General features: G+C 70.9%; 27 protein-coding genes. 23 read left to right on the top strand and 4 right to left on the bottom strand.

The window, feature by feature from the left end; translation table 11 throughout:
* Positions 1 to 11 precede the first annotated feature (11 nt).
* The 9 genes from AB0C16_RS01315 to rfbD all read left to right on the top strand — a co-directional run bounded on the left by AB0C16_RS01315 (position 12) and on the right by rfbD (position 7,676).
* Positions 12 to 494: a GNAT family protein gene (locus AB0C16_RS01315; protein WP_357677582.1), complete on the top strand. Its 483-nt coding sequence runs from the start codon at positions 12 to 14 to the stop codon at positions 492 to 494.
* Between the two features lie 98 nt (positions 495 to 592).
* Entirely contained in the window at positions 593 to 970 is a 378-nt protein-coding gene (locus tag AB0C16_RS01310; protein WP_357677580.1) for a hypothetical protein, read from the top strand.
* An 18-nt stretch (positions 971 to 988) separates the two neighbouring features.
* Positions 989 to 1,906, top strand: coding sequence for an EamA family transporter (locus AB0C16_RS01305; protein ID WP_357677578.1), 918 nt, complete (start codon positions 989 to 991; stop codon positions 1,904 to 1,906).
* A 10-nt stretch (positions 1,907 to 1,916) separates the two neighbouring features.
* A complete protein-coding gene (locus tag AB0C16_RS01300) occupies positions 1,917 to 2,549 on the top strand; it encodes a GntR family transcriptional regulator (RefSeq protein WP_357677576.1) in 633 nt (210 codons plus the stop codon).
* Positions 2,550 to 2,596: 47 nt separating this feature from the next.
* Entirely contained in the window at positions 2,597 to 2,947 is a 351-nt protein-coding gene (locus AB0C16_RS01295; RefSeq protein ID WP_357677574.1) for a hypothetical protein, read from the top strand.
* 268 nt (positions 2,948 to 3,215) lie between these two features.
* The gene (locus tag AB0C16_RS01290; protein WP_357677572.1) at positions 3,216 to 4,670 is read left to right on the top strand and encodes a sugar transferase; all 1,455 of its coding nucleotides are present in this window, start codon (positions 3,216 to 3,218) and stop codon (positions 4,668 to 4,670) included.
* Positions 4,671 to 4,672: 2 nt separating this feature from the next.
* Positions 4,673 to 5,740, top strand: a complete 1,068-nt coding sequence (locus AB0C16_RS01285) for a glucose-1-phosphate thymidylyltransferase (RefSeq protein ID WP_357677570.1) — start codon at positions 4,673 to 4,675, stop codon at positions 5,738 to 5,740.
* On the top strand, positions 5,737 to 6,666 hold the full coding sequence (rfbB, locus tag AB0C16_RS01280; protein ID WP_357677568.1) for a dTDP-glucose 4,6-dehydratase: 930 nt from the start codon (positions 5,737 to 5,739) through the stop codon (positions 6,664 to 6,666). Before AB0C16_RS01285 ends, rfbB begins: the two co-directional genes overlap by 4 nt.
* The gene (gene rfbD, locus AB0C16_RS01275) at positions 6,663 to 7,676 is read left to right on the top strand and encodes a dTDP-4-dehydrorhamnose reductase (RefSeq protein WP_357677566.1); all 1,014 of its coding nucleotides are present in this window, start codon (positions 6,663 to 6,665) and stop codon (positions 7,674 to 7,676) included. Before rfbB ends, rfbD begins: the two co-directional genes overlap by 4 nt.
* On the opposite strand, the gene rfbC (AB0C16_RS01270) is transcribed toward rfbD, so the two are convergent.
* Positions 7,673 to 8,251: a dTDP-4-dehydrorhamnose 3,5-epimerase gene (gene rfbC / locus AB0C16_RS01270; RefSeq protein ID WP_357677564.1), complete on the bottom strand. Its 579-nt coding sequence runs from the start codon at positions 8,249 to 8,251 to the stop codon at positions 7,673 to 7,675. The two genes, rfbD and rfbC (AB0C16_RS01270), sit on opposite strands and share 4 nt — an antisense overlap.
* A 59-nt stretch (positions 8,252 to 8,310) precedes the next feature.
* Here rfbC (AB0C16_RS01270) and AB0C16_RS01265 point away from each other — a divergent pair, with 59 nt between their 5' ends.
* From AB0C16_RS01265 to AB0C16_RS01220, 10 genes are all read left to right on the top strand, one after another.
* Positions 8,311 to 9,207, top strand: a complete 897-nt coding sequence (locus AB0C16_RS01265) for a hypothetical protein (RefSeq protein WP_357677562.1) — start codon at positions 8,311 to 8,313, stop codon at positions 9,205 to 9,207.
* Complete coding sequence (locus AB0C16_RS01260; protein ID WP_357677560.1) at positions 9,208 to 10,419, top strand: class I SAM-dependent methyltransferase; 1,212 nt, start codon at positions 9,208 to 9,210, stop codon at positions 10,417 to 10,419. It begins immediately after the preceding gene.
* Entirely contained in the window at positions 10,416 to 11,192 is a 777-nt protein-coding gene (locus AB0C16_RS01255) for a glucose-1-phosphate cytidylyltransferase (RefSeq protein ID WP_357677558.1), read from the top strand. Before AB0C16_RS01260 ends, AB0C16_RS01255 begins: the two co-directional genes overlap by 4 nt.
* Positions 11,189 to 11,839, top strand: a complete 651-nt coding sequence (locus tag AB0C16_RS01250) for a PIG-L deacetylase family protein (protein ID WP_357677556.1) — start codon at positions 11,189 to 11,191, stop codon at positions 11,837 to 11,839. Before AB0C16_RS01255 ends, AB0C16_RS01250 begins: the two co-directional genes overlap by 4 nt.
* A gap of 1 nt (position 11,840) precedes the next feature.
* Positions 11,841 to 12,860 (top strand): SDR family oxidoreductase, encoded by a 1,020-nt coding sequence (locus AB0C16_RS01245; RefSeq protein ID WP_357677553.1) that lies wholly within the window; start codon positions 11,841 to 11,843, stop codon positions 12,858 to 12,860.
* Entirely contained in the window at positions 12,857 to 14,119 is a 1,263-nt protein-coding gene (locus AB0C16_RS01240) for a DUF4910 domain-containing protein (RefSeq protein WP_357677551.1), read from the top strand. The genes AB0C16_RS01245 and AB0C16_RS01240 overlap by 4 nt, the downstream gene beginning before the upstream one ends.
* Complete coding sequence (locus AB0C16_RS01235; protein WP_357677549.1) at positions 14,119 to 15,129, top strand: hypothetical protein; 1,011 nt, start codon at positions 14,119 to 14,121, stop codon at positions 15,127 to 15,129. Before AB0C16_RS01240 ends, AB0C16_RS01235 begins: the two co-directional genes overlap by 1 nt.
* Before the next feature lie 10 nt (positions 15,130 to 15,139).
* The gene (locus AB0C16_RS01230) at positions 15,140 to 16,591 is read left to right on the top strand and encodes a lipopolysaccharide biosynthesis protein (RefSeq protein WP_357677547.1); all 1,452 of its coding nucleotides are present in this window, start codon (positions 15,140 to 15,142) and stop codon (positions 16,589 to 16,591) included.
* A complete protein-coding gene (locus tag AB0C16_RS01225; protein WP_357677545.1) occupies positions 16,591 to 17,481 on the top strand; it encodes a glycosyltransferase family A protein in 891 nt (296 codons plus the stop codon). Before AB0C16_RS01230 ends, AB0C16_RS01225 begins: the two co-directional genes overlap by 1 nt.
* Before the next feature lie 70 nt (positions 17,482 to 17,551).
* The gene (locus AB0C16_RS01220; protein WP_357677543.1) at positions 17,552 to 18,451 is read left to right on the top strand and encodes a hypothetical protein; all 900 of its coding nucleotides are present in this window, start codon (positions 17,552 to 17,554) and stop codon (positions 18,449 to 18,451) included.
* 8 nt (positions 18,452 to 18,459) lie between these two features.
* On the opposite strand, the gene AB0C16_RS01215 is transcribed toward AB0C16_RS01220, so the two are convergent.
* Positions 18,460 to 19,620, bottom strand: a complete 1,161-nt coding sequence (locus AB0C16_RS01215; protein WP_357677541.1) for an acyltransferase — start codon at positions 19,618 to 19,620, stop codon at positions 18,460 to 18,462.
* Positions 19,621 to 19,950: 330 nt separating this feature from the next.
* On the opposite strand from AB0C16_RS01215, the gene AB0C16_RS01210 reads away from it, so the two are divergent.
* Positions 19,951 to 20,868, top strand: a complete 918-nt coding sequence (locus AB0C16_RS01210) for a hypothetical protein (RefSeq protein WP_357677539.1) — start codon at positions 19,951 to 19,953, stop codon at positions 20,866 to 20,868.
* Between the two features lie 3 nt (positions 20,869 to 20,871).
* Here AB0C16_RS01210 and AB0C16_RS01205 read toward each other — a convergent pair whose 3' ends face one another.
* Complete coding sequence (locus AB0C16_RS01205; protein ID WP_357677537.1) at positions 20,872 to 21,675, bottom strand: 2OG-Fe(II) oxygenase; 804 nt, start codon at positions 21,673 to 21,675, stop codon at positions 20,872 to 20,874.
* Positions 21,676 to 21,824: 149 nt separating this feature from the next.
* Here AB0C16_RS01205 and AB0C16_RS01200 point away from each other — a divergent pair, with 149 nt between their 5' ends.
* Positions 21,825 to 22,535 carry a hypothetical protein gene (locus AB0C16_RS01200; RefSeq protein WP_357677534.1) on the top strand — a complete coding sequence of 237 codons (711 nt, stop codon included), beginning with the start codon at positions 21,825 to 21,827 and terminating at the stop codon, positions 22,533 to 22,535.
* 95 nt (positions 22,536 to 22,630) lie between these two features.
* Entirely contained in the window at positions 22,631 to 23,914 is a 1,284-nt protein-coding gene (locus AB0C16_RS01195; protein ID WP_357677532.1) for an O-antigen ligase family protein, read from the top strand.
* Here the strand turns inward: AB0C16_RS01195 and rfbC (AB0C16_RS01190) are convergent.
* Positions 23,853 to 24,401 carry a dTDP-4-dehydrorhamnose 3,5-epimerase gene (gene rfbC, locus AB0C16_RS01190; protein WP_357677530.1) on the bottom strand — a complete coding sequence of 183 codons (549 nt, stop codon included), beginning with the start codon at positions 24,399 to 24,401 and terminating at the stop codon, positions 23,853 to 23,855. The two genes, AB0C16_RS01195 and rfbC (AB0C16_RS01190), sit on opposite strands and share 62 nt — an antisense overlap.
* A 165-nt stretch (positions 24,402 to 24,566) precedes the next feature.
* Here rfbC (AB0C16_RS01190) and AB0C16_RS01185 point away from each other — a divergent pair, with 165 nt between their 5' ends.
* Complete coding sequence (locus AB0C16_RS01185) at positions 24,567 to 25,319, top strand: WecB/TagA/CpsF family glycosyltransferase (protein ID WP_357677528.1); 753 nt, start codon at positions 24,567 to 24,569, stop codon at positions 25,317 to 25,319.
* Positions 25,320 to 25,323: the final 4 nt, after the last annotated feature.

The raw sequence follows: 25,323 nt of genomic DNA, 5'->3' as shown, positions 1-25,323 counted from the left end.
TAATGCTGCCTATGACTATCGAGCTGCGCGAATGGCGAGACGACGACGCGCCCGTCGTGCTGGCCGCCTTCCAGGTGGCCGACATGCGCACCCAGGCGCCCTGGCCGATCGTCACCCTGAAAGACGCGACGGGCTGGATCGCCTCCTGGTCGGGCGTGGGTCACGCGTTCGCCGTGACGCTCGACGGTCAGGTCGTGGGCAACGTCGCCGTGACGGGCATCGACGTGCACGACAACGGGTGGGTGTCCTACTGGACGGTGCCCGCCGCCAGGGGCCGGGGGGTCGCCACCGCCGCGACCGGCGAGCTCGCGCGATGGGCGTTCCGCGAGCGGGGCCTGTTCCGGCTGGAGCTCGGTCACCGCACCGACAACACGGCCTCGTGCAGGGTGGCGACGAAGGCGGGGTTCCGTCCCGAGGGCGTCGAGCGCGCCAAGCTCAGCCACGACGGCTTCCGCTACAACGTCGAACGCCACGCCCGCCTGGCCACCGACTGACCGACCAGCCCCCTTCGCCGGCTAGGCCGGCTACCGGTCGAGCCGCGTGAGTGGGGGTGAACTGGTCAGCGGGTGGCGGGCTGATCTACGCTCGGGGGGTGGACAGCGAGAGCCTGGCCGCGGCCGGCCTGCTGGCGGCGCTGAGCCGGGCGGCCGGCCTCCTCGCCGAGTTAGATCATCCGTTCGTGAGAAGCGAGCCGTTCTCCTACTTCGTCCCGCCGGCCGGCGCCCGCACCGGCACCGCGTTCACGCTCCCCGACGGCCGCGAGCTCTGCTTCACCGTCTCGATCGCCGTCTTCGAGGGAGCCTTCCAGGTGGACGGCTCGATCGTGGTCGAGGGTGAGGTGCTCCTCGAACTCCCGCGCAAGACCACCCCCGACATCCGCGACGGACTGGCCGTCCTCGACGACTACGCCGCCGAGCTGGCCGCCCCCGCGGGCCGGTTCATCGATGAACAACTCGACAATATTGTCTGATTGTCAGACAATGCCGGAATGAAGAACGGACCTCTCGCCGTGGTGGGCGCCTCGGTGCTGTGGGGCACGGCCGGCACGGCGGGGTTGCTAGTCTCCGCCGACTCGGTCGCGCTGGCCGCGGCCCGGCTGGTCATCGGCGGCTCCGTGCTCGCGCTGTTCGCCGGTCGTGGCATCCGGCGGGTGGTGACCCCCGGCCTGCTGCTCGCCGCCGCCGCGGTCGCCGCCTACCAGCTCTGCTTCTTCGCCGCGGTCGGCCGCACCGGCGTCGCCATCGGCACGGTCGTCGCGATCGGGAGCGGTCCCGTCTTCACCGGCCTGCTCGCCTGGTTGCTCCACGGCGAGCGGCCGAGCGGTCGCTGGGCGCTGGCCACCTCGGCGGCGATCTCCGGCTGCGCGGCCCTGATCATCGGCGGCGGCGCGGAGGCAGGTGGGCAGCTGATCTCCGGCGTGCTGCTGGCGCTGCTCGGCGGCCTGCTCTACGCCTTCTACGCGGTCAGCGCGGCCCACGCGATCGGGGGCGGCGCGCCCTCCAACGCCGTGATGGGCGTGCTGTTCGGCGGCGCCGCCGCCATCATGCTGCCCGTCCTGCTCGTGCGGGGAGTCGACTGGATGGGCGAGCCGCGCGGCCTGCTCGCCGTCCTCTACCTGGGCCTCGGCACCACCGCCCTGTCCTACTTCCTGTACGGCAGGGGCCTGCGCGGCACGCCGGTGGCCACGGCCGCCACCCTCGCCCTGGCCGAACCCGCGGTCGCCGCGCTGCTCGGCCTGGTCGTCCTGGGCGAGCGGCTGGGGCTGGTCTCGGTCGCCGGGCTGGTGCTCCTGGCGATCAGCCTGATGGCGGTGGCCGTACCGGGAAGGGCGGCCGGACCCAGGAAGGTGCCCGTACTGGGAGAGGTGTCCGTGCCGGGACGGGCGGTCGTACCGGAAGAAGGTTAGAGTCACGCTCGTGACGTTGCCCCTTCGTCCCGTTTCCGCCGTCGGCGCGCTCGCCGACGCGCTGCGCCGCAGGGTCCTGTCCGGCGAGATCGAGCCGGGCACGTCGCTGCCCGAGCAGGAGATCGCGGCCGCCTACGGTGTGGCCAGGCCGACGGTCCGCGAGGCGCTGGCCGCGCTCGTCCACGAGGGTTTGCTGCGACGGGAGCGCAACCGCAGCGCGTACGTTCCCGAGGTGACGCTCTCGGATCTGGCGGATCTGATGTACGTGCGCAGGCCGCTGGAGGACCTGATGGCCGAGGCGGTGGCCGGCCGGCGGGTCCCCGAAGCGGAGGCGGCGCTGGCCCGGATGGACGCGCTGCCCGCCGCGGCGCCGTGGGCCGATTCGGTGGCCGAGCACATGGCGCTGCACCAGGCGCTGGTCGAGGCCGTGGGGAGCCCGCGGCTGGAGCGGCTCTACGGCGCGCTGCACGCCGAGACCCGGCTCGGCCTGGTCCGGCTGCGTGACGTCTACGAGGACAGGGACGTGCTCGTGCGTGAGCATCGCGAGCTGCTCGACGCGATCGCCGAGGGTTCGGTGGAGGCGGCGCGGGCGGCGGTCGCGGCGCACCTCGGTCACGGGTGGGGTGGCGAGCGGCGCGCATAAGCGCGAACCCTTGCGGTACAACCCCAGAACTCGCAAGAATCGCGGCCATGCACGGCAACCCGATGCCGGACTCCTACGTGTATGTCACGGAAGAGGGCGTCACCCGTCACTACGCGGACGGGAGCGTTGAGGCACTCGCGTGGGAGGACGTGGTCGAGGTCCGTGTGGTGACCGAGTCCGGAGCGGACGTCCTCTACATCCTGCTCGATCGTGACGGCGAGGGCTGCGTGGTGCCACGGTCGGCCACCGACGCGACATTCCTCGCCCGCCTGCGTTACCTGCCCGACTTCGACCTCGAACGGCTCATCGTCGCGGCCGAGTCGGGGCACGACGGGGTGGTAGTCGTCTGGCGCAGCCCGGATCCGCCGACGGCGTTGCCTGACCTCGAATACGACTAACGGTTCATACTGCGGCAACCTTGTAGAAATGGTGCCGTAAGCTCCATTTCTCTGCCGGTGGGGCGCACTTTTAGATCGTTCCGTCAAGCCTTCAGCTGCCCAGTCATGCGGCCGATTGTGGACATATGACGTTATTCCCCGCTATGCAGTCGATCTTTACTCTTTAGTGGGGGCCGCCGCCCTTGATTACGCATGGGGGACTTTGTCAACCCGTGGGGTTCAAGGAACGTCATGTTACTGCGGTGCACAACGTTGCATGGGTGGTGCTATGAGGGTGGGGACTGGGGAGTCCAATGTCGTGCTCCTCGAAGCCGTGCCACGCCAGGCGTCGAGCATCTGGACGCGGGCGTATCTCCGGCTTCTGCTGGGCGGCGACACGACGTGCGCGCTGGTCGCGTGCGTCTGTGTGCTGGGCATCCGCCTCGTGCTCGGCGCGTACATTCCGGTGGTCGAATTCCTGCTCGGATTCGGCCTGGTCATCGCCTGGCCCGTCGCTCTGGCGATGGGCGGCGCGTATCGGCAACGCGCCCACGGCGAGGGAACGGAGGAGTTCAGAGCCGTATTCAACGGTGGCGCCGGACTGATGGCCACCGTCGCCATCGGCGCCTATGCCACGCAGACGCCGATCGCGCGGAGTTTCGTCATGGCGATGCTGCCGCTGGCGCTGCTGTCCACGCTTTACTTCCGCTACCAGATGCGTAAACGCCTGCACAGGCGCAGGGCCGTCGGTGAATATATGCGCCGGGTCGTGGCCGTGGGGCATCGGGAGTCGGTGCTCGACCTGGTGATGCAGTTCCGGGGCCAGCCCTACCACGGCATGCGCGTCGTGGGGGCCTGCCTGCCGCCGGACCGCATGGACCTCGACCTCGACGGCCTCCCCGTCCTGGGCTCGTTCGACGAGGTCTCGGAGGCGGCCGCGCGGGTGCGGGCGGACGCTGTGGCGGTGCTGGCCTGTCCCGAGCTGGACGGGGCCGCGCTGCGCCGGCTGGCCTGGAGTCTCGAGACCGAGCGCACCGACCTGTTCGTGGCGCCCGCGCTGATGGACGTGGCCGGCCCGCGCATCAGCATCAGGCCGGTGGCCGGGATGCCGCTGCTGCACGTGGAGCATCCCGAGTTCGACGGCACGAAGCAGCTCGTCAAGAGCGTGTTCGACCGCTGCGTGGCGGGAGCCGCGCTGCTCCTGATGGCGGTGCCGTTGCTGGTCGTCGTGCTGCTGATCCGCCTCACCAGCAAGGGGCCGGCGCTGTTCCACCAGACCAGAGTGGGCAGGCGGGGCAAAGAATTCCGAGTCGTGAAATTTCGGACAATGGTGGCGGATGCGGAGCGGCTCAAGGGCAAGCTCCTCGATGCCAACGAGTTCGACGGAGTGCTCTTCAAGATACGGAACGATCCAAGGATCACCCGTCTGGGCGCCTACCTGCGCCGTTACTCCGTGGACGAGCTGCCCCAGCTGCTCAACGTGATCCGAGGGGAGATGTCGCTGGTCGGCCCCCGGCCACCGTTGCCCGAGGAGGTCGCCGCGTACGGCACGGACGTGCGCCGCCGCCTGGTGGTCAAACCAGGTATGACCGGCCTCTGGCAGGTGAACGGGCGCTCCGACCTGACCTGGGAGGAATCGGTACGCCTCGACCTGCGCTACGTGGAGAACTGGTCGCTCATCCTGGACCTTCAGATCCTCTGGAAGACCTGGTCCGTCGTCACGCGGGGAGAAGGGGCCTACTGACCGTGAAAGCACTCGTGCTCGCCGGGGGATCGGGCACACGGCTCCGGCCGATCACTCACACCTCGGCCAAGCAACTCGTCCCCGTCGCCAACAAGCCGGTCCTGTTCTACGGCCTGGAGGCGATCGCGGACGCCGGGATCCACGAGCTCGGCCTGGTCGTCGGTGACACGCAGGCCGAGATCGAGTCGGCCGTCGGCGACGGCTCGGCCTTCGGATTGCAGGTGACCTACCTGCGCCAGGAGGCGCCGCTCGGGCTCGCGCACGGTGTCCTGATCGCCCGTGACTACCTCGGAGACGACGACTTCGTCATGTACCTCGGCGACAACTTCATCGTCGGCGGCATCGACGGCATCGTGCGCAAGTTCGCCCGAGAGCGGCCCGCCGCGCAGATCATGCTCACCCGGGTCGGCGACCCGCGCCAGTTCGGCGTCGCCGAGCTCGACCCGCGAGGCCGCGTCGTCAGCCTGGAGGAGAAACCCGTCCGGCCCAAGAGCGACCTCGCGCTCGTCGGCGTCTACCTGTTCAGCCCGGCCGTGCACGAGGCGGTGAGCGAGCTCAAGCCGTCGTGGCGCGGCGAGCTGGAGATCACCGACGCCATCCAGTGGCTGATCGAGGCAGGGCTGCCGGTGGAGTCGTCGGTGATCTCCGGCTACTGGAAGGACACCGGCAACGTCACCGACATGCTGGAGGTCAACCGCCTCGTCCTGGAGGCGCTCGAACCCCGCGTCAGCGGCTCCGTCGACGCGGCCAGCGAGCTGGTCGGCCGGGTCGTCGTCGAACCGGGCGCCGTGGTCGAGCGCTCCCGCGTCGTGGGCCCGGCGATCATCGGGGCGGGGGCCAGGATCCAGGACGGCTACGTCGGCCCGTTCACCTCGATCGGGTCCGGCTGCGTCGTCGTCAACGCCGAGATCGAGTACTCGATCGTGCTGCCCAGGGCCTCCATCCGGGGAGTGGGCCGGATCGAGAGGTCGCTCATCGGCCACGACGTCGAGGTGACCCCGGCCGCCGGGGCGCCCAGAGCCCACCGCCTCGTCTTGGGAGATCACAGCAAGGTGCAGATCCGATCATGAAGAAGATCCTGGTGACAGGGGGTGCGGGGTTCATCGGCTCGCACTTCGTCCGTTCGCTGGCCGGCGCGGACGTGACCGTGCTGGACAAGCTCACCTACGCGGGCAACCGGGCCAACCTCGACGGTGTGCCGCACACATTCGCGCACGGCGACATCTGCGACGCCGGCCTGCTCGCGGAGGTGGTGCCCGGTCACGACCTGGTGGTCAACTTCGCCGCCGAGTCGCACGTCGACCGCTCGATCGACGGGGCCGCCGAGTTCGTCCGGACCAACGTGCTCGGCACCCAGACGCTGCTGCAGGCGTGCCTGGACGCGGGTGTCCCGAAGGTCGTCCAGGTCTCGACCGACGAGGTCTACGGCTCGATCGACACCGGCTCCTGGGACGAGTCGGCCCCGCCGGCGCCCCGGTCGCCCTACGCGGCGTCGAAGGCGGGCGGCGACCTCATCGCCCGCTCGTACGCGATCACGTACGGGCTGGACGTGTCGATCACCAGGTGCGGCAACAACTACGGCCCCCGGCAGTATCCGGAGAAGATCATCCCGTTGTTCGTCACGAACCTGCTGCGCGGCCGGAAGGTGCCGCTCTACGGCGACGGCGGCAACGTCCGCGACTGGATCCACGTCGAGGACCACTGCGCCGGCATCCGGCTGGTGGCCGAGGCGGGCGAGCCGGGCGAGGTCTACCACATCGCGGGCAACGCCGAGCTGACCAACCTGGAGCTGACCGGGCTGCTGCTGGAGGCGTGCGGCAGGGACTGGAGCCTGGTCGAGCGCGTCGAGGACCGCAAGGGCCACGACCGCCGCTACTCGCTCGACGACACCAGGCTGCGGGGGCTCGGCTACCGCCCGCGGATCTCGTTCGACCAGGGGCTGAAGGAGACCGTCGGCTGGTACGCCACTCACAGGGACTGGTGGGCGTCGTCATGAGATGGCTGATCACCGGTGGCGGCGGCATGCTGGCCACCGACGTGCTCGACCGGACCGCGCTGACCGGCGAGCCGGTGCTGGCGCTCGGCCGGGCCGAACTCGACCTGACCGACGGGCGGGGCGTGCGCGACTTCGTCTCCGCCTACCGGCCCAGGGTCGTGGTCAACTGCGCGGGCTGGACCGCGGTGGACGAGGCCGAGACGCGTGAGGCCGAGGCGCTGGCGGTCAACGGCTACGGGGTCGCCTCGCTCGCCGAGGCCTGTGCCCGCTCGGGCGCGCGCCTGCTGCACGTCTCCACCGACTACGTCTTCGACGGCACGAGCCGCGAGCCGTACCGGGAGGACGCGCTCACGGGGCCGGTGAACGCCTACGGCAGGACCAAGCTGGTCGGGGAGCGCGCGGTGCTGGCGTACGGCCACTACGTGGTGCGCACCGAGTGGTTGTACGGCACGTCGGGCGCCAACTTCGTGCGGACCATGATGAGGCTGGCCGGCGAGCGGGCGACGGTGGACGTGGTCGACGACCAGCGCGGCCAGCCCACGTGGACCGCCGACCTGGCCGACTTCCTGGTCCGGCTGGCCCAGTCAGACCTGCCGCCGGGCGTCTACCACGGCACCAGCTCGGGGGAGACCACCTGGTGCGGCCTGGCCCGGGAGGTCTACGCGCTGCTCGGGGCCGACCCGGAGAGGGTGCGCCCGGTGCCGAGCACCGCCCATCCCCGCCCGGCGCGGCGGCCCGCCAACAGCGTGCTCGCCCACACCCGGTGGGAGCCGATCCGCCACTGGCGCGAGGCGCTGCACGCGGCCTGGCCGCTGCTCACCGGCGGCACGCACAAGCACCCGGACACGTACACGAACGCGAGCACCTACATGAGCGCGGGCCTGAACACGAACGCGAGCGTGGGCGCGAACATGAACACGAACACGGGCGTGGGTGCGAACACGGGTGTGGGCGCGGGCGGGAACGCGGGGGTGCGGCGCGGCGGCGCGGGCACCGGGGCGGGACCCTAATGCGGCGTCGAGTAGAAGCTCCGGCACACCTGGTAGTCGGGCAGCAGCCCGGCGGCGACCGCCTCCGCCAGGGTGGGCGCCGTCGCGTCCTTCTCCGACAGCAGCGGCTCCACGTCCGCCGGCCAGCCGATCCCGAGGCCGGGGTCGAGCGGGTGGACGCCGTGCTCCCGCTCCGGGTCGTAAGGCCGCGAGCACAGATAGACCACCGTGGCCCGCTCGCTCACGGCCATGAACGCGTGGCCGAGGCCCTCGGCGATCAGGACCGCCCGGGGCTCGGACGCGTCCAGCGTCACCGCCTCCCAGCGGCCGAACCCGGGCGAGCCCACCCGCAGGTCGACCACCACGTCGACGACGCGGCCCGCCACGCACATCACGTACTTGGCCTGGCCGGGCGGCACGTCGGCGAAGTGCACGCCACGCACCACGCCCCGGCGGGACACCGAGCAGTTGATCTGGGCGAGGTCGAACGGGTGGGGCAGGCCGACCGTCCGGAAGGCCTCGTGGAAGGCGCCGCGCGCGTCGGTGTGGACACGTGGCGCGTGCACCCACGCCCCTTCGACCGAGAGGGGATCCATGATCGCAGCATGCCACGGTCCGCACTCCATACGTAGACCACCGGAAGGGGATGTTTCACATGACGGCCGTCCTGTCCAACAGCCGGGTGAGCGACGAGACACGGCGGGAGCTGCTGTTCCAGGGTGACCTGTTCGTCTACTCGCCCTCGCCCGCGTCCGCCGAGCTGGTCGGCTTCGCCAGAGAGCTGATCGCCGACGCGTTCGGCGGCCTGGACCCGGAGACGGCGCAGCACGAGATGCCCGTGGAGGACTTCGCGAAGCTGCTGGTGGACCTGAAGCCGCGCTTCATCCACCACCCGAGGTGCAAGGAGCTGCTGCCGGCCGTGGTCGAGGAGCACGGCTGCGACCTCGGCGACACCTACTTCGACGTGCCGCGGCTGCGTACCTCGACCTCCGACGACTACCTCGTCTCCGGCATCTCCTACGCCTTCCACCCGCACCGCGACTGCTGGTATTCGGCGCCGTTCAGCCAGGTCAACTGGTGGATCCCGGTCTTCGAGGTGGTGGCGGAGAACGTGATGGCCTTCCACCCGGCCTACTTCGACCGGCCGGTGCGCAACGGCAGCGGCGGCTACGACTACGCCGAGTGGAACCGTACGAGCAGGCGGAGCGCCGCGCGGCACGTGCGCAGCGACACCCGCGTCCAGCCGCGGCCGGAGGAGGAGATCGAGCTCGACCCGCAGATCCGGGTGGTCCCCGAGCCGGGCGGGGTGCTCATGTTCTCCGGTGCCCAGTTGCACTCGACGGTGCCCAACACCTCGGGCCGGACCCGGTTCAGCATCGACTTCCGCACCGTGCACCTGGCCGACGTCCGCGGGTGGAGGGGGGCGCCGAACGTCGACGCCCGGTGCACGGGCACCACGCTGCGCGACTTCGTGCGCTGTAACGATCTGGCCCCCATGCCCGAAGACCTCGCGCTGGACTACGAAGCCGAGGCCCTGGCTGGAGTGAGCTGAATGATCACCTGCCGACTGTGCGGTTCCGACCGGCTGGCCGGGGTGGTGGACCTCGGGGCGACGCCGCCGTGCGAGTCGTTCCTGACCGCCGGGCAGCTCGACGAGCCCGAGGTCACCTACCCGCTGCACCTGCGGGTGTGCGAGGAGTGCTGGCTGGCGCAGCTACCGCCGCTGATCACCCCGGAGGAGACGTTCACCGAGTACGCGTACTTCTCCTCCTACTCCAGCTCGTGGGTCGAGCACGCGCGGCGGTTCGTCGAGGGCCTCTACCTCCAGCCGGACGCGTTCGTGGTGGAGGTGGCCAGCAACGACGGCTACCTGCTGCAGCACGTGGTCGAGCGGGGGGTGCGCTGCCTGGGCATCGAGCCGTCCGCCAACGTCGGCAGGGCGGCGATCGGCAGGGGTGTGCCAACCCTGACCGAGTTCCTCTCGCCCGAGACCGGCCGGCGGGTGCGTGCGGAGTACGGGCCCGCGGACCTGGTCGTGGCGAACAACGTCTACGCGCACATCCCCGACGTCGTGGGATTCACCAAGGGGCTGCGGGCGCTGGTGGCCGACGACGGGCGGGTCTCGATCGAGGTGCAGCACCTGCTGACGCTCGTGGAGCTCAACCAGTGGGACACCATCTACCACGAGCACTTCCAGTACTACACGGTCGCCTCGGCGCGGCGGGCGCTGGCCAGTGGCGGCCTGACCCTGGTGGACGTCGAGCTGCTGCCGACGCACGGCGGCTCGATCCGGCTGTGGGCCGAGCCGCGGGAGTCGGCCACGGTGTCGCACCGGGTGGCGGACGTGCTCGGGCTGGAGAAGGCCGCCGGGCTGCACGAGCTCTCCGGCTACCAGGACTTCGCCGCCCGGGTGGCGAAGGTCCGGCGTGACCTGCTGAGGTTTCTCGTCACCGCCGCCGACGAGGGCCGGACGGTCGTCGGCTACGGCGCCCCGGGCAAGGGCAACACACTGCTCAACCACTGCGGCGTCCGGCCCGACCTGCTCGCCTACACGGTGGATCGCAACCCGTACAAGCACGGCAGGTTCACGCCCGGCTCGCGGATCCCGATCCTGGAGCCGGAGCGGATCGGGGCCGACCGGCCCGACTACGTGCTGGTGCTGCCGTGGAACCTGCGCGAGGAGCTGATCGAGCAGCTCTCCTACGTCCGTGAGTGGGGCGGGCGGCTGGTCTTCCCCGTCCCGAGGCTGGAGGTCGTCTCGTGAAGGTCGTGCTGTTCTGCGGTGGGCGCGGCACCAGGATGCGCAGCGACGCGCCCGGCGGCGACCTGCCCAAGCCCATGCAGCTCGTCGGGCCCCGGCCGCTGGTCTGGCACGTGATGCGCTACTACGCGCACTTCGGGCACCACGAGTTCATCCTGTGCCTCGGGTACGGCGCGCAGCACATCAAGGACTTCTTCCTGAGCTACCGCGAGACGGTGTCGAACGATTTCGTGCTCCGCGACGGCCGCGTCGAGCTGCTGTCCACCGACATCTCGGGCTGGTCGATCTCGCTGATCGACACCGGGGTGGACGCGCCGATCGGCGAGCGCCTGCGCAGGGTGCGCGGTCACCTGGACGGCGACGAGATGTTCCTGGCCAACTACGCCGACGTGCTGACCGACGCGCCGCTGCCGGACATGATCGACCGGTTCGCCGTCTCCGGGGCGGGCGCCTCGATGATGGTCGTCCCGCCGACCAACACCTTCCACGTGGTGGACGTGAGCGAGGGCAGCCTGGTCGGTGGCATCACCCCGGTCAGCGAGATGCCGCTCTGGGTCAACGGCGGCTTCTTCGTGCTGCGCCAGGACGTGTTCGAGCACATCCCGGAGAACGGCGACCTGGTCGCCGACGGCTGCGCCGAGCTGGCCAAACGCGGCAGGCTGCTGGCCTACCGGCACCGCGGCTACTGGCGGCCCAGCGACACCGTCAACCAGCGGCTGGAGCTGGATCGTTCCTGGGCCCGCGGCGAGCGGCCGTGGGCGTTGTGGGAAACGTGAACGGGCTCCGGCTCGCCGTCCGGAACGGCGTCGTCCTGCTCGGCGCCCACTGCGACGACATCGCGATCGGCGCGGGCGGCACCCTGCTGACGGTCTGCGCGGCCCGGCCCGGCACGCGGGTGGACGCGCTCGTGCTGTCGGGCGGCGGCACCGAGCGCGAGGACGAGGAGCGGGCCGCGCTGGCCGCGTTCTGCCCCGGCGCGGACCTCGCGGTGACCGTGCTCAAGCTGCCCGACGGGCGGCTGCCCGCGCACTGGGACGAGGCCAAGGACGCGCTGGAGGAGCTGCGTGCCAGGACGGACCCCGACCTGGTGCTCGCCCCGTGGGCGGGCGACGCCCACCAGGACCACCGCGGGCTGGCGAAGCTGGTGCCGACGGCCTTCCGCGACCACCTCACCCTCGGCTACGAGATCGTCAAGTGGGACGGCGACCTCGGCCGCCCGTCGGTCTACCAGCCGCTGGCGCCCGAGACGGCCGAGGCCAAGGCGAGCCTGCTCGAACGGCACTACCCTTCGCAGCGGCAGCGCTCCTGGTACGACCGGGAGGCCTTCCTCGGGCTGGCCCGCATCCGGGGCGTCGAGTGCCACGCCCGCTACGCCGAGGCCTTCCACACGACCAAACTGACCATCGACCTGGCTGGAGAATGACGTGCGGATACTGCTGACCGGGCACCAGGGCTACCTGGGCAGTGTGATGGCCCCCGTGCTGTCCGCCGCCGGACACGAGGTGATCGGGCTCGACTCCGGCCTGTTCGCCGACTGCGTCCTCGGGCCCGCCCCGGCCGACCCGCCCACCCACGCGGTGGACCTGCGGGACGTGCGGCCCGACCTGCTGACCGGGTTCGACGCCGTGGTGCACCTGGCCGCGCTCTCCAACGACCCGCTCGGGTCGCTCGCGCCCGAGCTGACCTACGACATCAACCACCACGCCTCGGTACGCCTGGCCCGGCTGGCCAGGGACGCCGGGGTGAGCCGGTTCCTCTACGCCTCCACCTGCTCGGTCTACGGCGCGTCCGGCGACGACGACCTGGTGGACGAGGACGCCCCGCTGCGCCCCGTCACGCCGTACGCGGAGTCGAAGGTGCGGGTGGAGGACGACCTGGTGAAGCTGGCCGACTGCGGCTTCTCGCCGGTGTTCATGCGCAACGCCACGGCGTTCGGCTTCTCGCCCAGGCTGCGTGCCGACATCGTGCTGAACAACCTGGTGGGCCACGCCTGGCTGACCGGCCAGGTGCGCGTCCTGTCCGATGGCACGCCGTGGCGGCCCTTGGTGCACGCCAAGGACATCGCCGACGCCTTCCTGCAGGCACTGCGGGCGCCCCGCGAGGCCGTGCACGCCAGGGCCTTCAACATCGGCACCGAGGACAACAACGTGACGGTGGCCGAGATCGCCGCCGAGGTCGTCGAGGCGGTGCCCGGGTCCACACTGATGATCACCGGTGAGACGGGGAACGATCCACGCTCCTACCGGGTCGACTTCTCGCGGGTGCGGCGGGCGCTGCCCGGTTACGAGGCCCGCTGGACGGTCAAGGCGGGCGCCGCCGAGCTGCTGGACGCCTACCGTCTCCACGGCCTGACCAGGCACGACTTCGAGCGCCGCTTCACCCGCCTGACCAGGCTGTCGGACCGCAGGGTCACGGGGGAGATCTCCGCCGAGCTGAGACCATGACCCCGGCGGAGATGCACGCGCTGGTCGAGCGGCTCTATCCGATCTGCAGGAGCATCACCGGCGACGGCGTGCGCCGGACCCTGGAGATCGTCGGCGAGCTGCTGCCGCTCACCGTCACGGAGGTGCCGACGGGCACCGAGGTGCTCGACTGGACCGTGCCGAAGGAATGGAACATCCGCGACGCCTACGTCAAGGACCCGTCGGGCCGGCGCGTGGTCGACTTCCGCGCGTCGAGCCTGCACGTGGTCGGCTACAGCGTGCCGGTGTCGGGGACGTTCACGCTGGAGGAGCTGCGCCCGCGCCTGCACACGCTGCCGGACCAGCCCTCCCTGGTGCCCTACCGCACCAGCTACTACGCCGAGACGTGGGGCTTCTGCCTCAGCCAGGACACGCTGGACGCCCTGGACGAGGGCCCGTACGAGGTGCTGGTCGACTCCACGCTCGCCGACGGATCGCTGACCATCGCCGAGCACGTGGTGCCCGGCGAGCTTCCCGAGGAGGTGGTCGTCTCCTGCCACGTGTGCCACCCGGCGCTGGCCAACGACAACCTGGCGGGCATCGCCGTGGCCGTCGCGCTGGCCTCGCGGCTCGTGGCGCCCCGTCACACGTACCGGTTCCTGTTCATGCCCGGCACGATCGGCGCGATCACCTGGCTCGCGCTGAACCGGGACCGCGTGCACAGGATCAGGCACGGGCTCACGCTGGCCTGCGCCGGCGACCCGGGCTCGCTCACCTACAAACGCAGCAGGCGCGGCGACGCGGAGATCGACCGCGCCGTCACGCACGTGCTCCGCGGGCGGCCGCACACGGTGCTGGACTTCTCGCCGTACGGCTACGACGAGCGCCAGTTCTGCTCGCCCGGCTTCAACCTCCCCTTCGGGAGTCTCACCAGGACCCCGTACGCGGGATATCCGGAATATCACACCTCGGCGGACAACCCCGGCTTCGTGACGCCCGAGGCGATGAGCGACACCCTGGAGGCGCTCTGGCAGATCACCAGGGTCCTCGAGGGCGACCGCGGCTACGTCAACCTCAGCCCGTACGGCGAGCCCCAGCTGGGCAGGCGCGGACTCTACGGATCTCTCGGCGGGCGAAGTGACACGAAACAGGGCCAGATGGCGATGTTATGGGTGTTGAACCTGTCCGACGGCGAACACAGCCTGCTCGACATCGCCGAACGATCTGGGCTGCCCTTCGAGGCGGTCGAGTCCGCCGCGAAGGCTCTGCGCACTGCCGGCCTGGTGAAGGAGAAGACGTGATGGACCTCAGGGTCGGAGACGTCGTGGAGGTAAGAGGCGAAGCCGAGATTCTCGCCACGCTCGACGAGCGCGGGGAGCTCGACGGGCTGCCCTTCATGCCGGAGATGCAGAAGTTCTGCGGTCGCCGGATGACCGTGCACAAGGTGGCGCACAAGCTCTGCGACACGCAGACGCGCACCGGGCTGCACAGGATGGAGCGGGCCGTCCACCTGAGCGGCGCCCGGTGCGACGGGTCGGCGCACGGCGGCTGCCAGACGGCCTGCTCGATGTACTGGAAGGAGGACTGGCTGCGGCCGGTCGAGCCGGGAAGCCAGCCAGCGCCGTCCGTGCCGTCCGGGTCGTCCGGGTCGTCCGGGTCGTCCCTCCCGCCCGTGCCGGAGGCCCGGCTGCTCCCGCTCCTGGAGGTCAACACGCGCAAGCCGCCCGGCGAGGCGGGCGAGGCGCGCTTCTCCTGCCAGGCGACCGAGTTGCTGCGCGCGGCGCCGGTCTGCCTGCCGGTCAGAAGCCTGGGACAGTACGTCACCGACGTGCGCACGGGCAACGCGGGACCGCTCCGCACCCTGCACGCCTTCCTCATCGGGATCTTCAACCGCCTGCAGGACGTCAGCACGCGGATGTTGCCCAGGCGGCTGTGGATCAAGGAGGGCCGGCGCTGGGGCTTCCTGCGGCCCGCCCTGCGCGGGGCGACCCCGACCGGCACGCTCGACCTGCGACCGGGCGAGCTCGTGCGGGTGAGATCGAAGGCGGAGATCCTCGCCACCCTCAACGAGCGGATGCTCAACCGCGGCCTCGGGTTCGAGGAGGAGATGGCCCGCTACTGCGGCCGGACCGCCCGCGTCCGGGACCGGATCGAGCGCTGCATCGACGAGCGCTCCGGCCGCCTGCTGCGGATGAAGTACCCGTGCATCACCCTTGAGGGCGTCGTCTGCGAAGGGGTGCACAGCCTCAACTGCCCGCGCGAGTTCGTGCCGTTCTGGCGCGAGATCTGGCTCGAACGGGTCGTCACCTAGAAGGGCTTGGATGGACAGGACACAACGCGTCGACGAGATCGGCGCACAGGCCGGCCGTGGGCTGCGCTGGAGCCTGCTCGGAAACCTCGTCACCAAGGCCGGATCGTTCGCCATGGGCCTCGTGCTGGCCCGCGTGCTCGCCCCCGACGACTTCGGGACGTACGCGGTGGCCCTGGCGGCGACCCAGATCGTCATGCACATCAAGGACGTGGGCATCCAGGCGGCGACCATCCAGTGGCGGGGCCGCCTGGAGGACATGGCGCCCACCGCGACGGTGCTGAGCTTCCTGTTCGCCACCGGCCTGTACGGGCTGTTCTGGGGGTTCGCGCCCACCTTCGCGCGGATGGCGGGCAACGAGGACGCGGCGCCCGTGGTCAGGCTGCTCACCTCGATCATCCTGATCGAGGCGTTCACCGCCGTCCGGAGCGCGGCGCTGCTGCGCAGGTTCGACCAGGACAAGCTGACGCTGGCCATCATGATCGGTTTCGTGGCCAACGCCGCGGTGGCCATCACGCTGGCGCTCAACGGCGCGGGGGCCTACAGCTTCGCCTGGGGGCAGGTCTGCGCCTCGCTGATCACCGGGGTGCTGATCTTCTTCTGGGGCTGGGTACCGGTGAGGATCGGGCTGGACCGGGAGGTGGCGGGCAAACTGCTGCGCTTCGGCATCCCGTCCGCCGCCGGGTTCGGGCTGGAGGCCGTGCTGATGAACTCCAGCTACATCGTGGTCGGCGACGTGCTCGGCGCCGAGCAGCTCGGCTACTACCTGCTGGCCTTCAACGTCTCCAGCTGGGTGCCGGGGATCATCGGCACCGCCCTGCGCTACGTCTCGCTGCCCAGCTTCTCCCGGCTGGCCGAGGAGCCCGCCGCGTTATCGGAGGGGGTGCGCAGGTCGGTCCCGGTGATGGTGGCCTTCGTGCTGCCGCCCGCGCTGGTGATGGCCGTGCTCGCGCATCCCCTCGTCACCTTCCTGTACGGCGACCGGTGGGACTCCTCGGCCGGCGTGCTGCGGTGGCTCGCCGTCCTGATGGTCGTCAGGATGCTCATCTCCTTCCTGGCCGTGGACATCCTGACCGGCCTGGGCGCCACCAAGACCACGGTCTGGCTCAACCTGGGCTGGGCCGTCGCGCTGCTGCCCGCCCTGGTGGCCGGGGCGCACCTCGGCGGCATCAGGGGCGCCGCCATCGCGCACGCGCTGGTGGCGCTGTTCGTCACGCTGCCCGTTGCGCTGTTCATCCTGCACGCGGTCGGCGTACGGCTCGCGCCGGTGCTGCCCGACCTCGTACGGCCGGCGGTCGGCGCGGTGGTGTCCGGGGCCGTGATGCTCGGGTTGGAGTGGCTGACCCGGTCCGGCCCTGCGCCGGTGCAGCTCGTCGTGGCGGGAGGCGCGGGACTGCTGGTGTTCGTCCTGATCATGGCGCCGGGCGCCGCGCTGAGAAGGCTCGCCCGAAGGAGGAGCGCCTGATGAGGTTCGCCGACACCCTGGTCTCCGTGGGACTGCCGGTCTACAACGGCGCCGGTCGCCTGGAGAAGGTGGTCGCCTCCGTGCTGGCCCAGGACCATCCGAACATCGAGCTGGTCATCTGCGACAACGCCTCGACCGACGCGACCGAGGAGATCTGCCGCGACCTGGCGGCCGGCGACAGCCGGATCGTCTACCACCGGCAGCCGGAGAACATCGGGCAGGTCCCCAACTTCACCGACGCCATCGACCGGGCCACGGGCGAGTTCTACCGCTGGGCGGGCGACGACAACTGGCTGGCGCCCGACTACGTCTCCCGCTGCCTGCGGCTCTTCGCCGAGGACGAGCGGCTGCTGCTGGTCACCACCCAGCAGGCCTACACCGGCCCGGACGGCACGACGAGCACCGCCTCATACACCGGCACCGGCTATCTCGCCGACGATCCGGTGGACCGGTTCGCGGAGTCGCTGAGGATGCTCAACGAGGATCCGCTGGCCATGGACCCGCTCTACAGCCTGATGCGCCGGGAGCGGGTGCGGGCCGTCAAGCGCGGCCGGATCATCCTGCGCGAGGACGAGATCTTCGCCGCCAGGATGGCGCTGGCCGGTCCGTGGGGGCATGTTCCGGAGATCCTGGCCGGCCGCGGCTGGGAGGCGCAGCGCCTGGTGGACATCGCGCGCAAGATCGGCGCGCCCGCCTGGCATGTCCGCTTCTCCACGCTGCTCCAGTGCTGGGAACTGTGCCGGGCGCTCGACGAGGCCGATCTGAGTCCGCGACAGCGCAGGAGGGGCCAGGCCATCGTGGCGGGGATGTACCTGCGCCGGCACCGGACGACCGCCGCCCGCCGTGGCCGCAAACTCCTCACTATGGGGGCAACTCTGGTCAATCGGTAGAGATGTAACGAAAGCTCCGAAACCTGCGAGTACGGAGTGATCGGGGGAAGAGGGGAAGGGAACTCCGTACATGCTCACCACCGTCTTTTCCAACAGCAAGGCGGACGACGAGACCCGCCGGGGGCTGATCTACCAGGGTCAGGTGTTCGTCTACTCGTCATCTCCCGCGTCCAGGGAGCTGGTCGCCTTCGCCGACGAGCTGATCGTCGAGGCCTTCGGCGACCGCGATCCGGAGACCGCACAGTTCGCAATGCCGGTCGAGGAGTTCGCGCGGCTCCTCGCCGATCTCAAGCCGAGGTTCATCCACCATCCGCGCTGCCGCGAGCTGCTGCCGGCCGTGCTGGCGGACTTCGGCTGCGACCCCGGCAAAACCTACTTCGACGTGCCGAGGATGCGCACGTCGACGTCGGACGACTACCTCACATCCGGCATCTCGTACGCCTACCACGCGCACCGCGACTGCTGGTACTCCGCGCCGTTCAACCAGATCAACTGGTGGATCCCGATCTACCCGGTGGTGGCGGAGAACGTGATGGCCTTCCACCCGCGCTACTTCGACAACCCGGTGCGCAACGGCAGCGCGCGCTACGACTACGCGGTGTGGAACAGCGTGGGCCGGCCCGACGCCGCCAGGCACGTCTACAGGGACACCCGCGAGCAGCCCAAGCCGGAGGAGCCGATCGAGCTGGAGCCTCAGCTCCGGCTGGTTCCCGAGCCCGGTGGCGTGCTCATGTTCTCCGGCGCCCAGTTGCACTCCACGGTCCCGAACACCTCGGGCCGTACCCGATACAGCATCGACTTCCGGACCGTCCACATCGACGACGTGACGGCCCGCCGGGGCGCTCCCAACGTCGACTCCCTCTGCGTCGGCACGACCCTGCGCGACTTCCGGCGGGCCGCCGACCTCGACCGCATGCCCGAGGACCTCGCCTCGGCCTACGAGGCCGAGGCGCTGTCCCGCCTGGCCTGACTCCCGGCCTAACTCCCGGCCCGAGGGCCGGCCTGACCGCCGGTCCGGTCGCCGGCCCGTGCGCCGGGCCCGCGTCGGCTCCGCAGCCGGTCCCGCGCCGCCGCCCGCAGCGCGGGACCACTGCGGTGCCGCTGGAACGGCAGCTCGAACACCGCCGCGAACCCCCTGGCGAACAGCACGGAGGCCGGCCCGGCGACCGCGAGCAGCACCAGGAACCGGGGCACCCCCGGCCCCAGCCGCGGGGCGACCAGGAAATGGTTGAGCGCGACCACGATCGGCGCGTGGACCAGGTAGAGGCTGTAGGAGAAGGAGCCCAGCGAGCGCACCGGCCGCGTGTCGAGCAGGGCGACCAGCGGCCTCGGCCGGCCGCCCGCGACGGCCGCCAGCAGCAGCCCGGCGGCCGGGGCCAGGGCCAGGTCCACCCAGAAGAAGCCGGCGACCGTCCACTCCGATCCCTTGACCGCGATCAGCGCGAGCACGGGGACGGCGGCGAGCAGGGCCGCCCAGTGCAGCGGAAGCCGGGAGGGGGTGCGGACCACCCGGGCCGCGACCACGCCCACCGCGAAGAGCACGGCGAACTGAGGAGTCAGCCGCATCAGCGTCTCGACCGGCGGGACGGCGGGGGCGAGCAGGCCCACCGCCAGCACGACGGCGGTGACCGCGCCCAGCATCGCGACCGCGCCGAGCCGCCGCACGGCCAGCAGCATGAGCGGGAAGACGAGATAGAGCTGCGCCTCGATCGCGATCGACCAGAGTGCCCCGTTGGGGCTGGGCGAGCCGAACACGTCCTGCAGCAGCAGCCCGTACACGACCACGGTCTTCCCGGTCGGCACGGGCTGGCCGGGCTGCGGCACCAGGGTCCACGCGACCACGAGGCTGAACAGCAGCGCCGCCCAGTAGGGCGGCAGGATGCGCCAGGCGCGGCGGCGGGCGAAGCGGCGCAGGCTGTCGAGTCGCCATCCGGAGCGGGCCGGCGAGACCGCCAGGGAGAAGCCCGAGAGGGCGATGAAGATGACGACGGCGAAGTGGCCGTAGAGCAGCCAGCCCGCCCATCCCGGGCCGGTGTCGGCCGGGAAGCCGGGGAAGGAGAGCAGCCAGCAGTGGTGCAGCACCACGAAGAGCGCGGCCAGGCCGCGGATCCCGTCGAGGCCGCTCAGCCGGGCGCCCACCGGGCCCACCGGGCCCGCCGGGCCCGCCGGAGGCTCCAGGTGACCGGCCGCCGGGGAGCCGGACGGGGGCCCTGCCGAGGAGGTCGCGGTGTCGTCTGACGGGGAGCTTGAGGGTCTGCCGGTAAATGAGTCCATCCGCCACCCCCGTGATGGCCGCATTTCGGCCACCGTGAGGTCTATCGCAGTAGGCCGGGCATGCGTAACAAAACTCTCAGCACGACGTGCCGGCAGGCGCTGTAACAAGGACATCAGGTATGCCGATGGACCTAATGGAACGGATTTCGGGGGTTTTGCAACGCCCCGGCGCTTGGTATATCGGGCGGGGGATATATGGAGTTCTGGAAAGCCATTCTTGGCCTGGCCCGTCAGAAGCTCATCGGGCTGCCGGTGTTCGCCCTCGCCGTGGGTCTGGCGGTCGCGGGATTCATCGTGATGCCGGAGCGCTACGTGACGAGCGTCTCCATGGTGCTGGTCAGCCCGTCGGGCGGCGGCTCGATCGACCGGAGCAAGCCCCTCGCGCAGACCAACCCGCTGCTGCAGTTCACCGACGACCTGCGGACCACCGCCAGCATCCTCATCCTGGCGATGAACACCTCCGACGTGTTCAAATCGGTCGGCGTGACCGAGGACGGGCCCACCGACCTGACGATCGACGACGGCCGCAGCAACCCGGAGCTCCTCGGCGTCGGCACCACCGGGCCGTTCATCTACGTCAAGGTCGAGAGCGACTCCCCGAAGACCGCGACCAGCGTGCTCACCGCGGCCCAGGAGCGCGTCAGGACTGAGCTGGAGGACCGGCAGAACGACCTGAAGGCGCACCCGATCACGTTCGTGCAGGTCGAGGACGTCGTGCTGCTCCCGCCCGAGGCCGACCTGTCGCCCAAGCTGCAGGGTATGGTCGGCGGGGCGCTGCTCGGCCTGCTGATCGGCTTCGGCGCGGCGTACGCCGTCGTCCGCAAGCGCCTGTTCGGGACCGCCGTGCCGGCTCTCACCGAGGCGGCCGCCGTCCCCGAGGAGGAGCGTCCGGATGGCACCCGGGGGCCCATCACGGCCCCCGCGAGGCCGGTCGATCCCGCGACGTCCGTGGACCCCGCGACGGTAGAGGACTCCGAAGACTCCGGGGACGAGGAGCCGGGTCAGGGCGGGCGGGAGTCGGGCAAGGTCGCTCGCAACGGGACGAAGCCGGTGCTCGTCGACCCGGACGAGACCGGCCCCATCACCGTCGTCCGGGTCGGCGACAAGAAGTGACCCTCAGCGGCGTCGGGAGAGCAGGTCCACCAGCGCCGGCGGCACCCACCGCCTGGCCGTCTGGCGGAAGCTGCTCTTCCACTCCTCGCCCGGCCGCTGCTTGAACTTGGTGTCGTGCTCGTCGAGCACCTCTTCCTCGGGGCGCCCGTTGGTGTAGTAGTAGAGCGCCATCGACCGCCGGGCCCGGTCGTCCGGGCAGGTCAGCGGCTCAGGGTGGCCGTGGTTGGCCTCGTCGGTCGTGGCGAAGAGCACGAACCTGTTGAAGACCGGCAGGATCTTGTGCTCGCACACGCTCATGTCCCTGTTCCAGAGCTGCAGGTGCCCGCCGTAGGACTCCTCCCAGTCCTTGTTGAGGTAGAGCAGCCCGTTGAGCCGGCGGTCGAGGTTGAGCCTGCGGTGCCGGTTGAAGTCGACGTGCACCTTCAGGAACCCGCCCGGCTTGATCTGGTGCAGCCCGCCGCCGTCGTAGTGCGGGTCGGACACGAGGTGCTCGATGCCGGTGAGCCGCTCCAGGAAGTCGACGAAGACCTGTCCGTTGAACTCGGCCAGCAGGTGCCGCGTCGCGGGGCCCATCCGCTCGGTGTCGGCGAGCGCGAGCTTGATCTCCTGGGCGTTGTCGAACCGCTGCCATTCGACGTCACGGGGCTCAGGGAACTCGGCCAGGACGGGCTCCAGCGCGCTGGGCGGCAGGAAGTCGTCGATCACCACGTGTCTGAACGGGCTGGCCTTGAGGAAGCTCTCGCGCAGGCCGTCCGCCAGTGGGATGAGCTCCTCGCGACGGAAGGTGAAGCTCTCGACTTGCTGCATGACCGCTCCCCACCGAGATTCGCGACGTGAATTCCCCGCGAGTGACATCGCCATATGAGGTGATCTCGTTACAAACCAACCGGTAACACCAGGTACCCGGTCAACCGATTGTCTTGGGGGGAGAGCTGTCGAGGTGAGGAAGGAAAGCCTTGGACTTCTGGGGGACGGTCCTCGTCGTTTTCCGGCGGTGGTATGTCACCGTTCCCGCATTTCTGCTGGCACTGGGTACGGCATTCGCCGTCTATCTGACGGTCCCGACGATGTACCAGTCGAACGCGGTGCTCGTGCTGACCATTCCGCCCACGGGTGGAAGCGTCCCGGTGGATCCGCAGTATCCGAACCCGCTGACCAACCCCTTGCTCAACTACGACGGGGCGCTCAACGTCTCGGCCTCCATCCTGTTGCAGGCGCTCAGCACCCCAGAGACGGCCGCCCAGGTCGGCGCGCCACCGGGCGGCGACACCGCCTACTCGGTCAACAACGGCAGCTCCAACCCCGAGCTGCTGGCCAGCGGACCCTTCGTGATCATCGAGGCGAGGAGCCCGTCGGCGGAGACGGCCCACTCCCTCGTCACCAAGCTGGTCCAGCGGGCCAAGGTCGAGATGGCCGAGCGGCAGCGGCTGCTCCGGGCGCCGCCCAGCACGTACCTCGCGCTGACCGAGATGGTGCCGCCGACCAGCCCGCAGGAGCAACGGGGCGGCAAGAGCCGGTTCGCCGCGGCGGTGCTGATCCTCGGCCTGTTCGCGGCCCTCACCGCCGGGTTCGCCGCGGAGAGCGTCGCGGCGGCCCTGCGGCGCAGGGAGAGCCCCGGCCCGCCGCCGGCGGCCGGCCGGGTCGAGCCGACGGCGCTGCGCCGATGAGGCCGGCCACGCTTCCCGGGCCCCGAGTCGCGCTCCCTGGAGCCCGGGCCCCGCTCCCCAGGCCCCATCGCGCGGACGCCGCCACGGTCGGCGTCGTGTTCGTGGTGATCCTCATGATCGTCCCGGCCAGGCTGGTCTTCCGCGGACTGTCCTTCGCGATCACACCCGCCGAGGCGGTCGGCCTGTTCGCCATCGTGTGGTGGCTCTGCGCGCACTTCACCGACACGCTCGGCGTCGCCAAGGGCCGGACCTTCGTCCGCACCGCGGTGTTCGTGTACGCCGCCTCGCTGCTGGCCACCTACGCCTACGCGACGGCCGGATACCTGCCGGCGGACGAGCTGGACCTGGCCGACCACCTGGCCGTGACCACCACCTCGATGATCGGGATCGTGCTGCTCATGGTCGACGGCGTGCGCGGCCGGGACCGGCTCGACCTCGTGCTGAAGACCGTCGCGGTGATGGGCGCGATCCTCGGTGTGATCGGCGCCCTGCAGTTTCTGCTCGCGTTCGACCCGACCGAGTACATGGTGCTGCCGGGCCTGCGCTACACCAAGCAGGAGCTGTTCATCCTGGAGCGCAACGGGCTCAGCCGGGTGGCCGCGACCACCGGGCACCCGATCGAGTTCGCGGTCGTGTGCGCGATGATCCTGCCGCTCGGGCTGCACTTCGCGTTCCAGGCCCGCGAGCTGGGCAGGCCGTCGGCGCGGTGGTGGATCTGCTCGGCGCTCATCGGGGCCGGGATGGTCTTCTCCGTCTCGCGCTCGGCCTTCGCCGGCCTCGCGGGCGCCGCCGCCGTGCTGCTGGTCGGCTGGCCGAGGATGCGCCGCCTGCTGGCGGCCGGGGCCATGCTGCTGTTCCTGGGGGCGGTGAAGGTCGTGGTGCCCGGCGTGCTCGGGGCCATCGTCGAGCTGTTCACCAACATCTCCAGCGACTCCAGCCTGCGCTGGCGGACCATGGACTACGCCGCCGCGGCCACCGAGATCTCCAGGCACCCCTGGCTGGGCCGGGGTCTCGGCACCTGGTACGCCCCGAAGTACCTGGTCTTCGACAACCAGTACATCCTCACGGCCGTGGAGACCGGCGTCATCGGCGTGGTCGCGTTCGCCGGGCTGTTCGTGGCCGGCATCTGGTCGGCGCTGCGCGCCCGGCACCTGCAGACCGATCCCGCGGCCCGCGATCTGGGGCTGACCCTGGCGGCCTGCCTGGTGGTCCCCCTGATCGGCTCGGCCACCTTCGACCTGCGCTCATACGCCGTGGTGACCGGGCTGGCGTTCCTGCTCGTCGGAGCGGCGGGCGTGCTGTTGCGGGAGAGCGCGCTCAGCCGGCCAGCAGCCGCCGCGCCTCCTTCCACGACCCGGCGGAGAGGTCTCGGCGGCTGATCGCCGTCACGGGCAGCGGCCAGGCGATGGCGAGGTCGGGATCGTCGTAGCGGACCGCGATGTCCTCGGCCGGGTCGTGCTCCCTGTCGATCCGGTAGCAGACGTCCGCCTGCTCGGTGAGCGCCTGGTAGCCGTGGAGCAGGCCCGGAGGCACGTACAGCTGGGCGAACGACCGGTCGTCGAGGAGCACGGTCATGGTCTCGCCGAAGGTGGGCGAGCCGGGTCTGGCATCGACCAGCACGTCGTGGATCGCGCCTCGGGCGCACCTGACGAGCTTGGCCTCGCCCCGGCCGCCGCGCCCGTGCAGCGCCCTGATCGTGCCGAGCCGCGAGCGGGACTGACTGTCCTGGACGAACGCGGCGGGGTCCAGCCCGTGGGCCGCGGCCACCGCCGCGTCGAAGGTGCGGGTGAACAGGCCGCGGTCGTCGTGGTGCGGCGTCGGGACGAACACCAGGACACCGTCGAGCGCCCCTCGTTCCACTCTCATGTCCCCATACTCCTGGATCAGCGACGAGCGCTGCCAGACCCGTACGTAACGGCCTTCTCGTACATATCGATTATCTGGTGAAAGGTCGGGTTGAGCTCGGCCACGAGAAGGGGTGAGCACATTCCGGCGGATCCCTCGATCACGGCGGCCGGCACTCCGGCGCGCGTGCGCGCCGGAGCGATCCAGATCATGGCCATCACGGAGGCCGGGGTGGCCGACCACGTCTCCGGGGCGTGGGCCCGTGGCCGGGGCGGGGCCATCGTCACCGCGAACGTCGACATCGTCCGGGCGGCCACCCGCGATCCCGAGCTGGCCGCCCTTGTCGGCAGGTCCGAGCTGGTCGTCGCCGACGGCATGCCGGTGGTGTGGGCAGGACGCCTGGCCGGAGTGCCGATCCCCGAGCGGGTGACCGGAGCCTCGCTGGTCCACTCCCTGTCCGAGCGCGCCGCCAGGGACGGCCGCTCGGTCTACCTGCTGGGAGGCGACCCGGGCGTGCCCGAGGCGGCCGCCGCGGCCCTGACCGGGCGTTACCCGGAGCTGAGGATCGCCGGCACCGACGCGCCGCCCTACGGCTTCGACGGCGAGCCGGAGGCGCGCCGGGACGCGGCCGGGCGCGTGCTGGCGGCCCGGCCGGACCTCGTGCTGGTCGGGCTGGGGTTCCCCAGGCAGGAGCGGCTGATCCTGGAGTTGCGATCCGCGCTGCCCGCCGCCTGGTACCTGGGCTGCGGGGCGGGCATCGCGATGGCCGCGGGCCAGTTCAGCCGGGCCCCGCGTGCCCTGCAGTCCGTGGGCGGCGAGTGGCTGCACCGCCTCGTCCTCGAACCGCGCCGCCTGGCCGGGCGCTATCTGCGCGACGACGCCCCGTTCGCCGTCGCCCTGCTCGCGGGCGCCGTGCGCAGCCGCTTCCGACGCCCCTGACACG

Origin of the sequence: Nonomuraea sp. NPDC048916 (assembly GCF_040649575.1) — a bacterium.
In the GTDB taxonomy this organism is placed as follows: Bacteria; Actinomycetota; Actinomycetes; order Streptosporangiales; family Streptosporangiaceae; genus Nonomuraea.
The sequence above is the reverse complement of the archived record's forward strand: the minus strand, read 5'-3'. Positions and strand labels throughout refer to the sequence as shown.

What these genes read in the sequence shown, in the direction of transcription:
- AB0C16_RS01290 (WP_357677572.1), top strand. Translation starts at nt 3,216, where the DNA reads ATGAGGGTGGGGACTGGGGAGTCCAATGTCGTGCTCCTCGAAGCCGTG.
- AB0C16_RS01235 (WP_357677549.1), top strand. Translation starts at nt 14,119, where the DNA reads ATGGACCTCAGGGTCGGAGACGTCGTGGAGGTAAGAGGCGAAGCCGAG.
- AB0C16_RS01220 (WP_357677543.1), top strand. Translation starts at nt 17,552, where the DNA reads ATGCTCACCACCGTCTTTTCCAACAGCAAGGCGGACGACGAGACCCGC.
- AB0C16_RS01205 (WP_357677537.1), bottom strand. Translation starts at nt 21,675, where the DNA reads ATGCAGCAAGTCGAGAGCTTCACCTTCCGTCGCGAGGAGCTCATCCCA.
- AB0C16_RS01265 (WP_357677562.1), top strand. Translation starts at nt 8,311, where the DNA reads ATGACGGCCGTCCTGTCCAACAGCCGGGTGAGCGACGAGACACGGCGG.
- rfbC (WP_357677564.1), bottom strand. Translation starts at nt 8,251, where the DNA reads ATGGATCCCCTCTCGGTCGAAGGGGCGTGGGTGCACGCGCCACGTGTC.
- AB0C16_RS01295 (WP_357677574.1), top strand. Translation starts at nt 2,597, where the DNA reads ATGCACGGCAACCCGATGCCGGACTCCTACGTGTATGTCACGGAAGAG.
- AB0C16_RS01260 (WP_357677560.1), top strand. Translation starts at nt 9,208, where the DNA reads ATGATCACCTGCCGACTGTGCGGTTCCGACCGGCTGGCCGGGGTGGTG.
- AB0C16_RS01230 (WP_357677547.1), top strand. Translation starts at nt 15,140, where the DNA reads ATGGACAGGACACAACGCGTCGACGAGATCGGCGCACAGGCCGGCCGT.
- AB0C16_RS01315 (WP_357677582.1), top strand. Translation starts at nt 12, where the DNA reads ATGACTATCGAGCTGCGCGAATGGCGAGACGACGACGCGCCCGTCGTG.
- AB0C16_RS01305 (WP_357677578.1), top strand. Translation starts at nt 989, where the DNA reads ATGAAGAACGGACCTCTCGCCGTGGTGGGCGCCTCGGTGCTGTGGGGC.
- rfbD (WP_357677566.1), top strand. Translation starts at nt 6,663, where the DNA reads ATGAGATGGCTGATCACCGGTGGCGGCGGCATGCTGGCCACCGACGTG.
- AB0C16_RS01225 (WP_357677545.1), top strand. Translation starts at nt 16,591, where the DNA reads ATGAGGTTCGCCGACACCCTGGTCTCCGTGGGACTGCCGGTCTACAAC.
- rfbC (WP_357677530.1), bottom strand. Translation starts at nt 24,401, where the DNA reads ATGAGAGTGGAACGAGGGGCGCTCGACGGTGTCCTGGTGTTCGTCCCG.
- AB0C16_RS01240 (WP_357677551.1), top strand. Translation starts at nt 12,857, where the DNA reads ATGACCCCGGCGGAGATGCACGCGCTGGTCGAGCGGCTCTATCCGATC.
- rfbB (WP_357677568.1), top strand. Translation starts at nt 5,737, where the DNA reads ATGAAGAAGATCCTGGTGACAGGGGGTGCGGGGTTCATCGGCTCGCAC.
- AB0C16_RS01210 (WP_357677539.1), top strand. Translation starts at nt 19,951, where the DNA reads ATGGAGTTCTGGAAAGCCATTCTTGGCCTGGCCCGTCAGAAGCTCATC.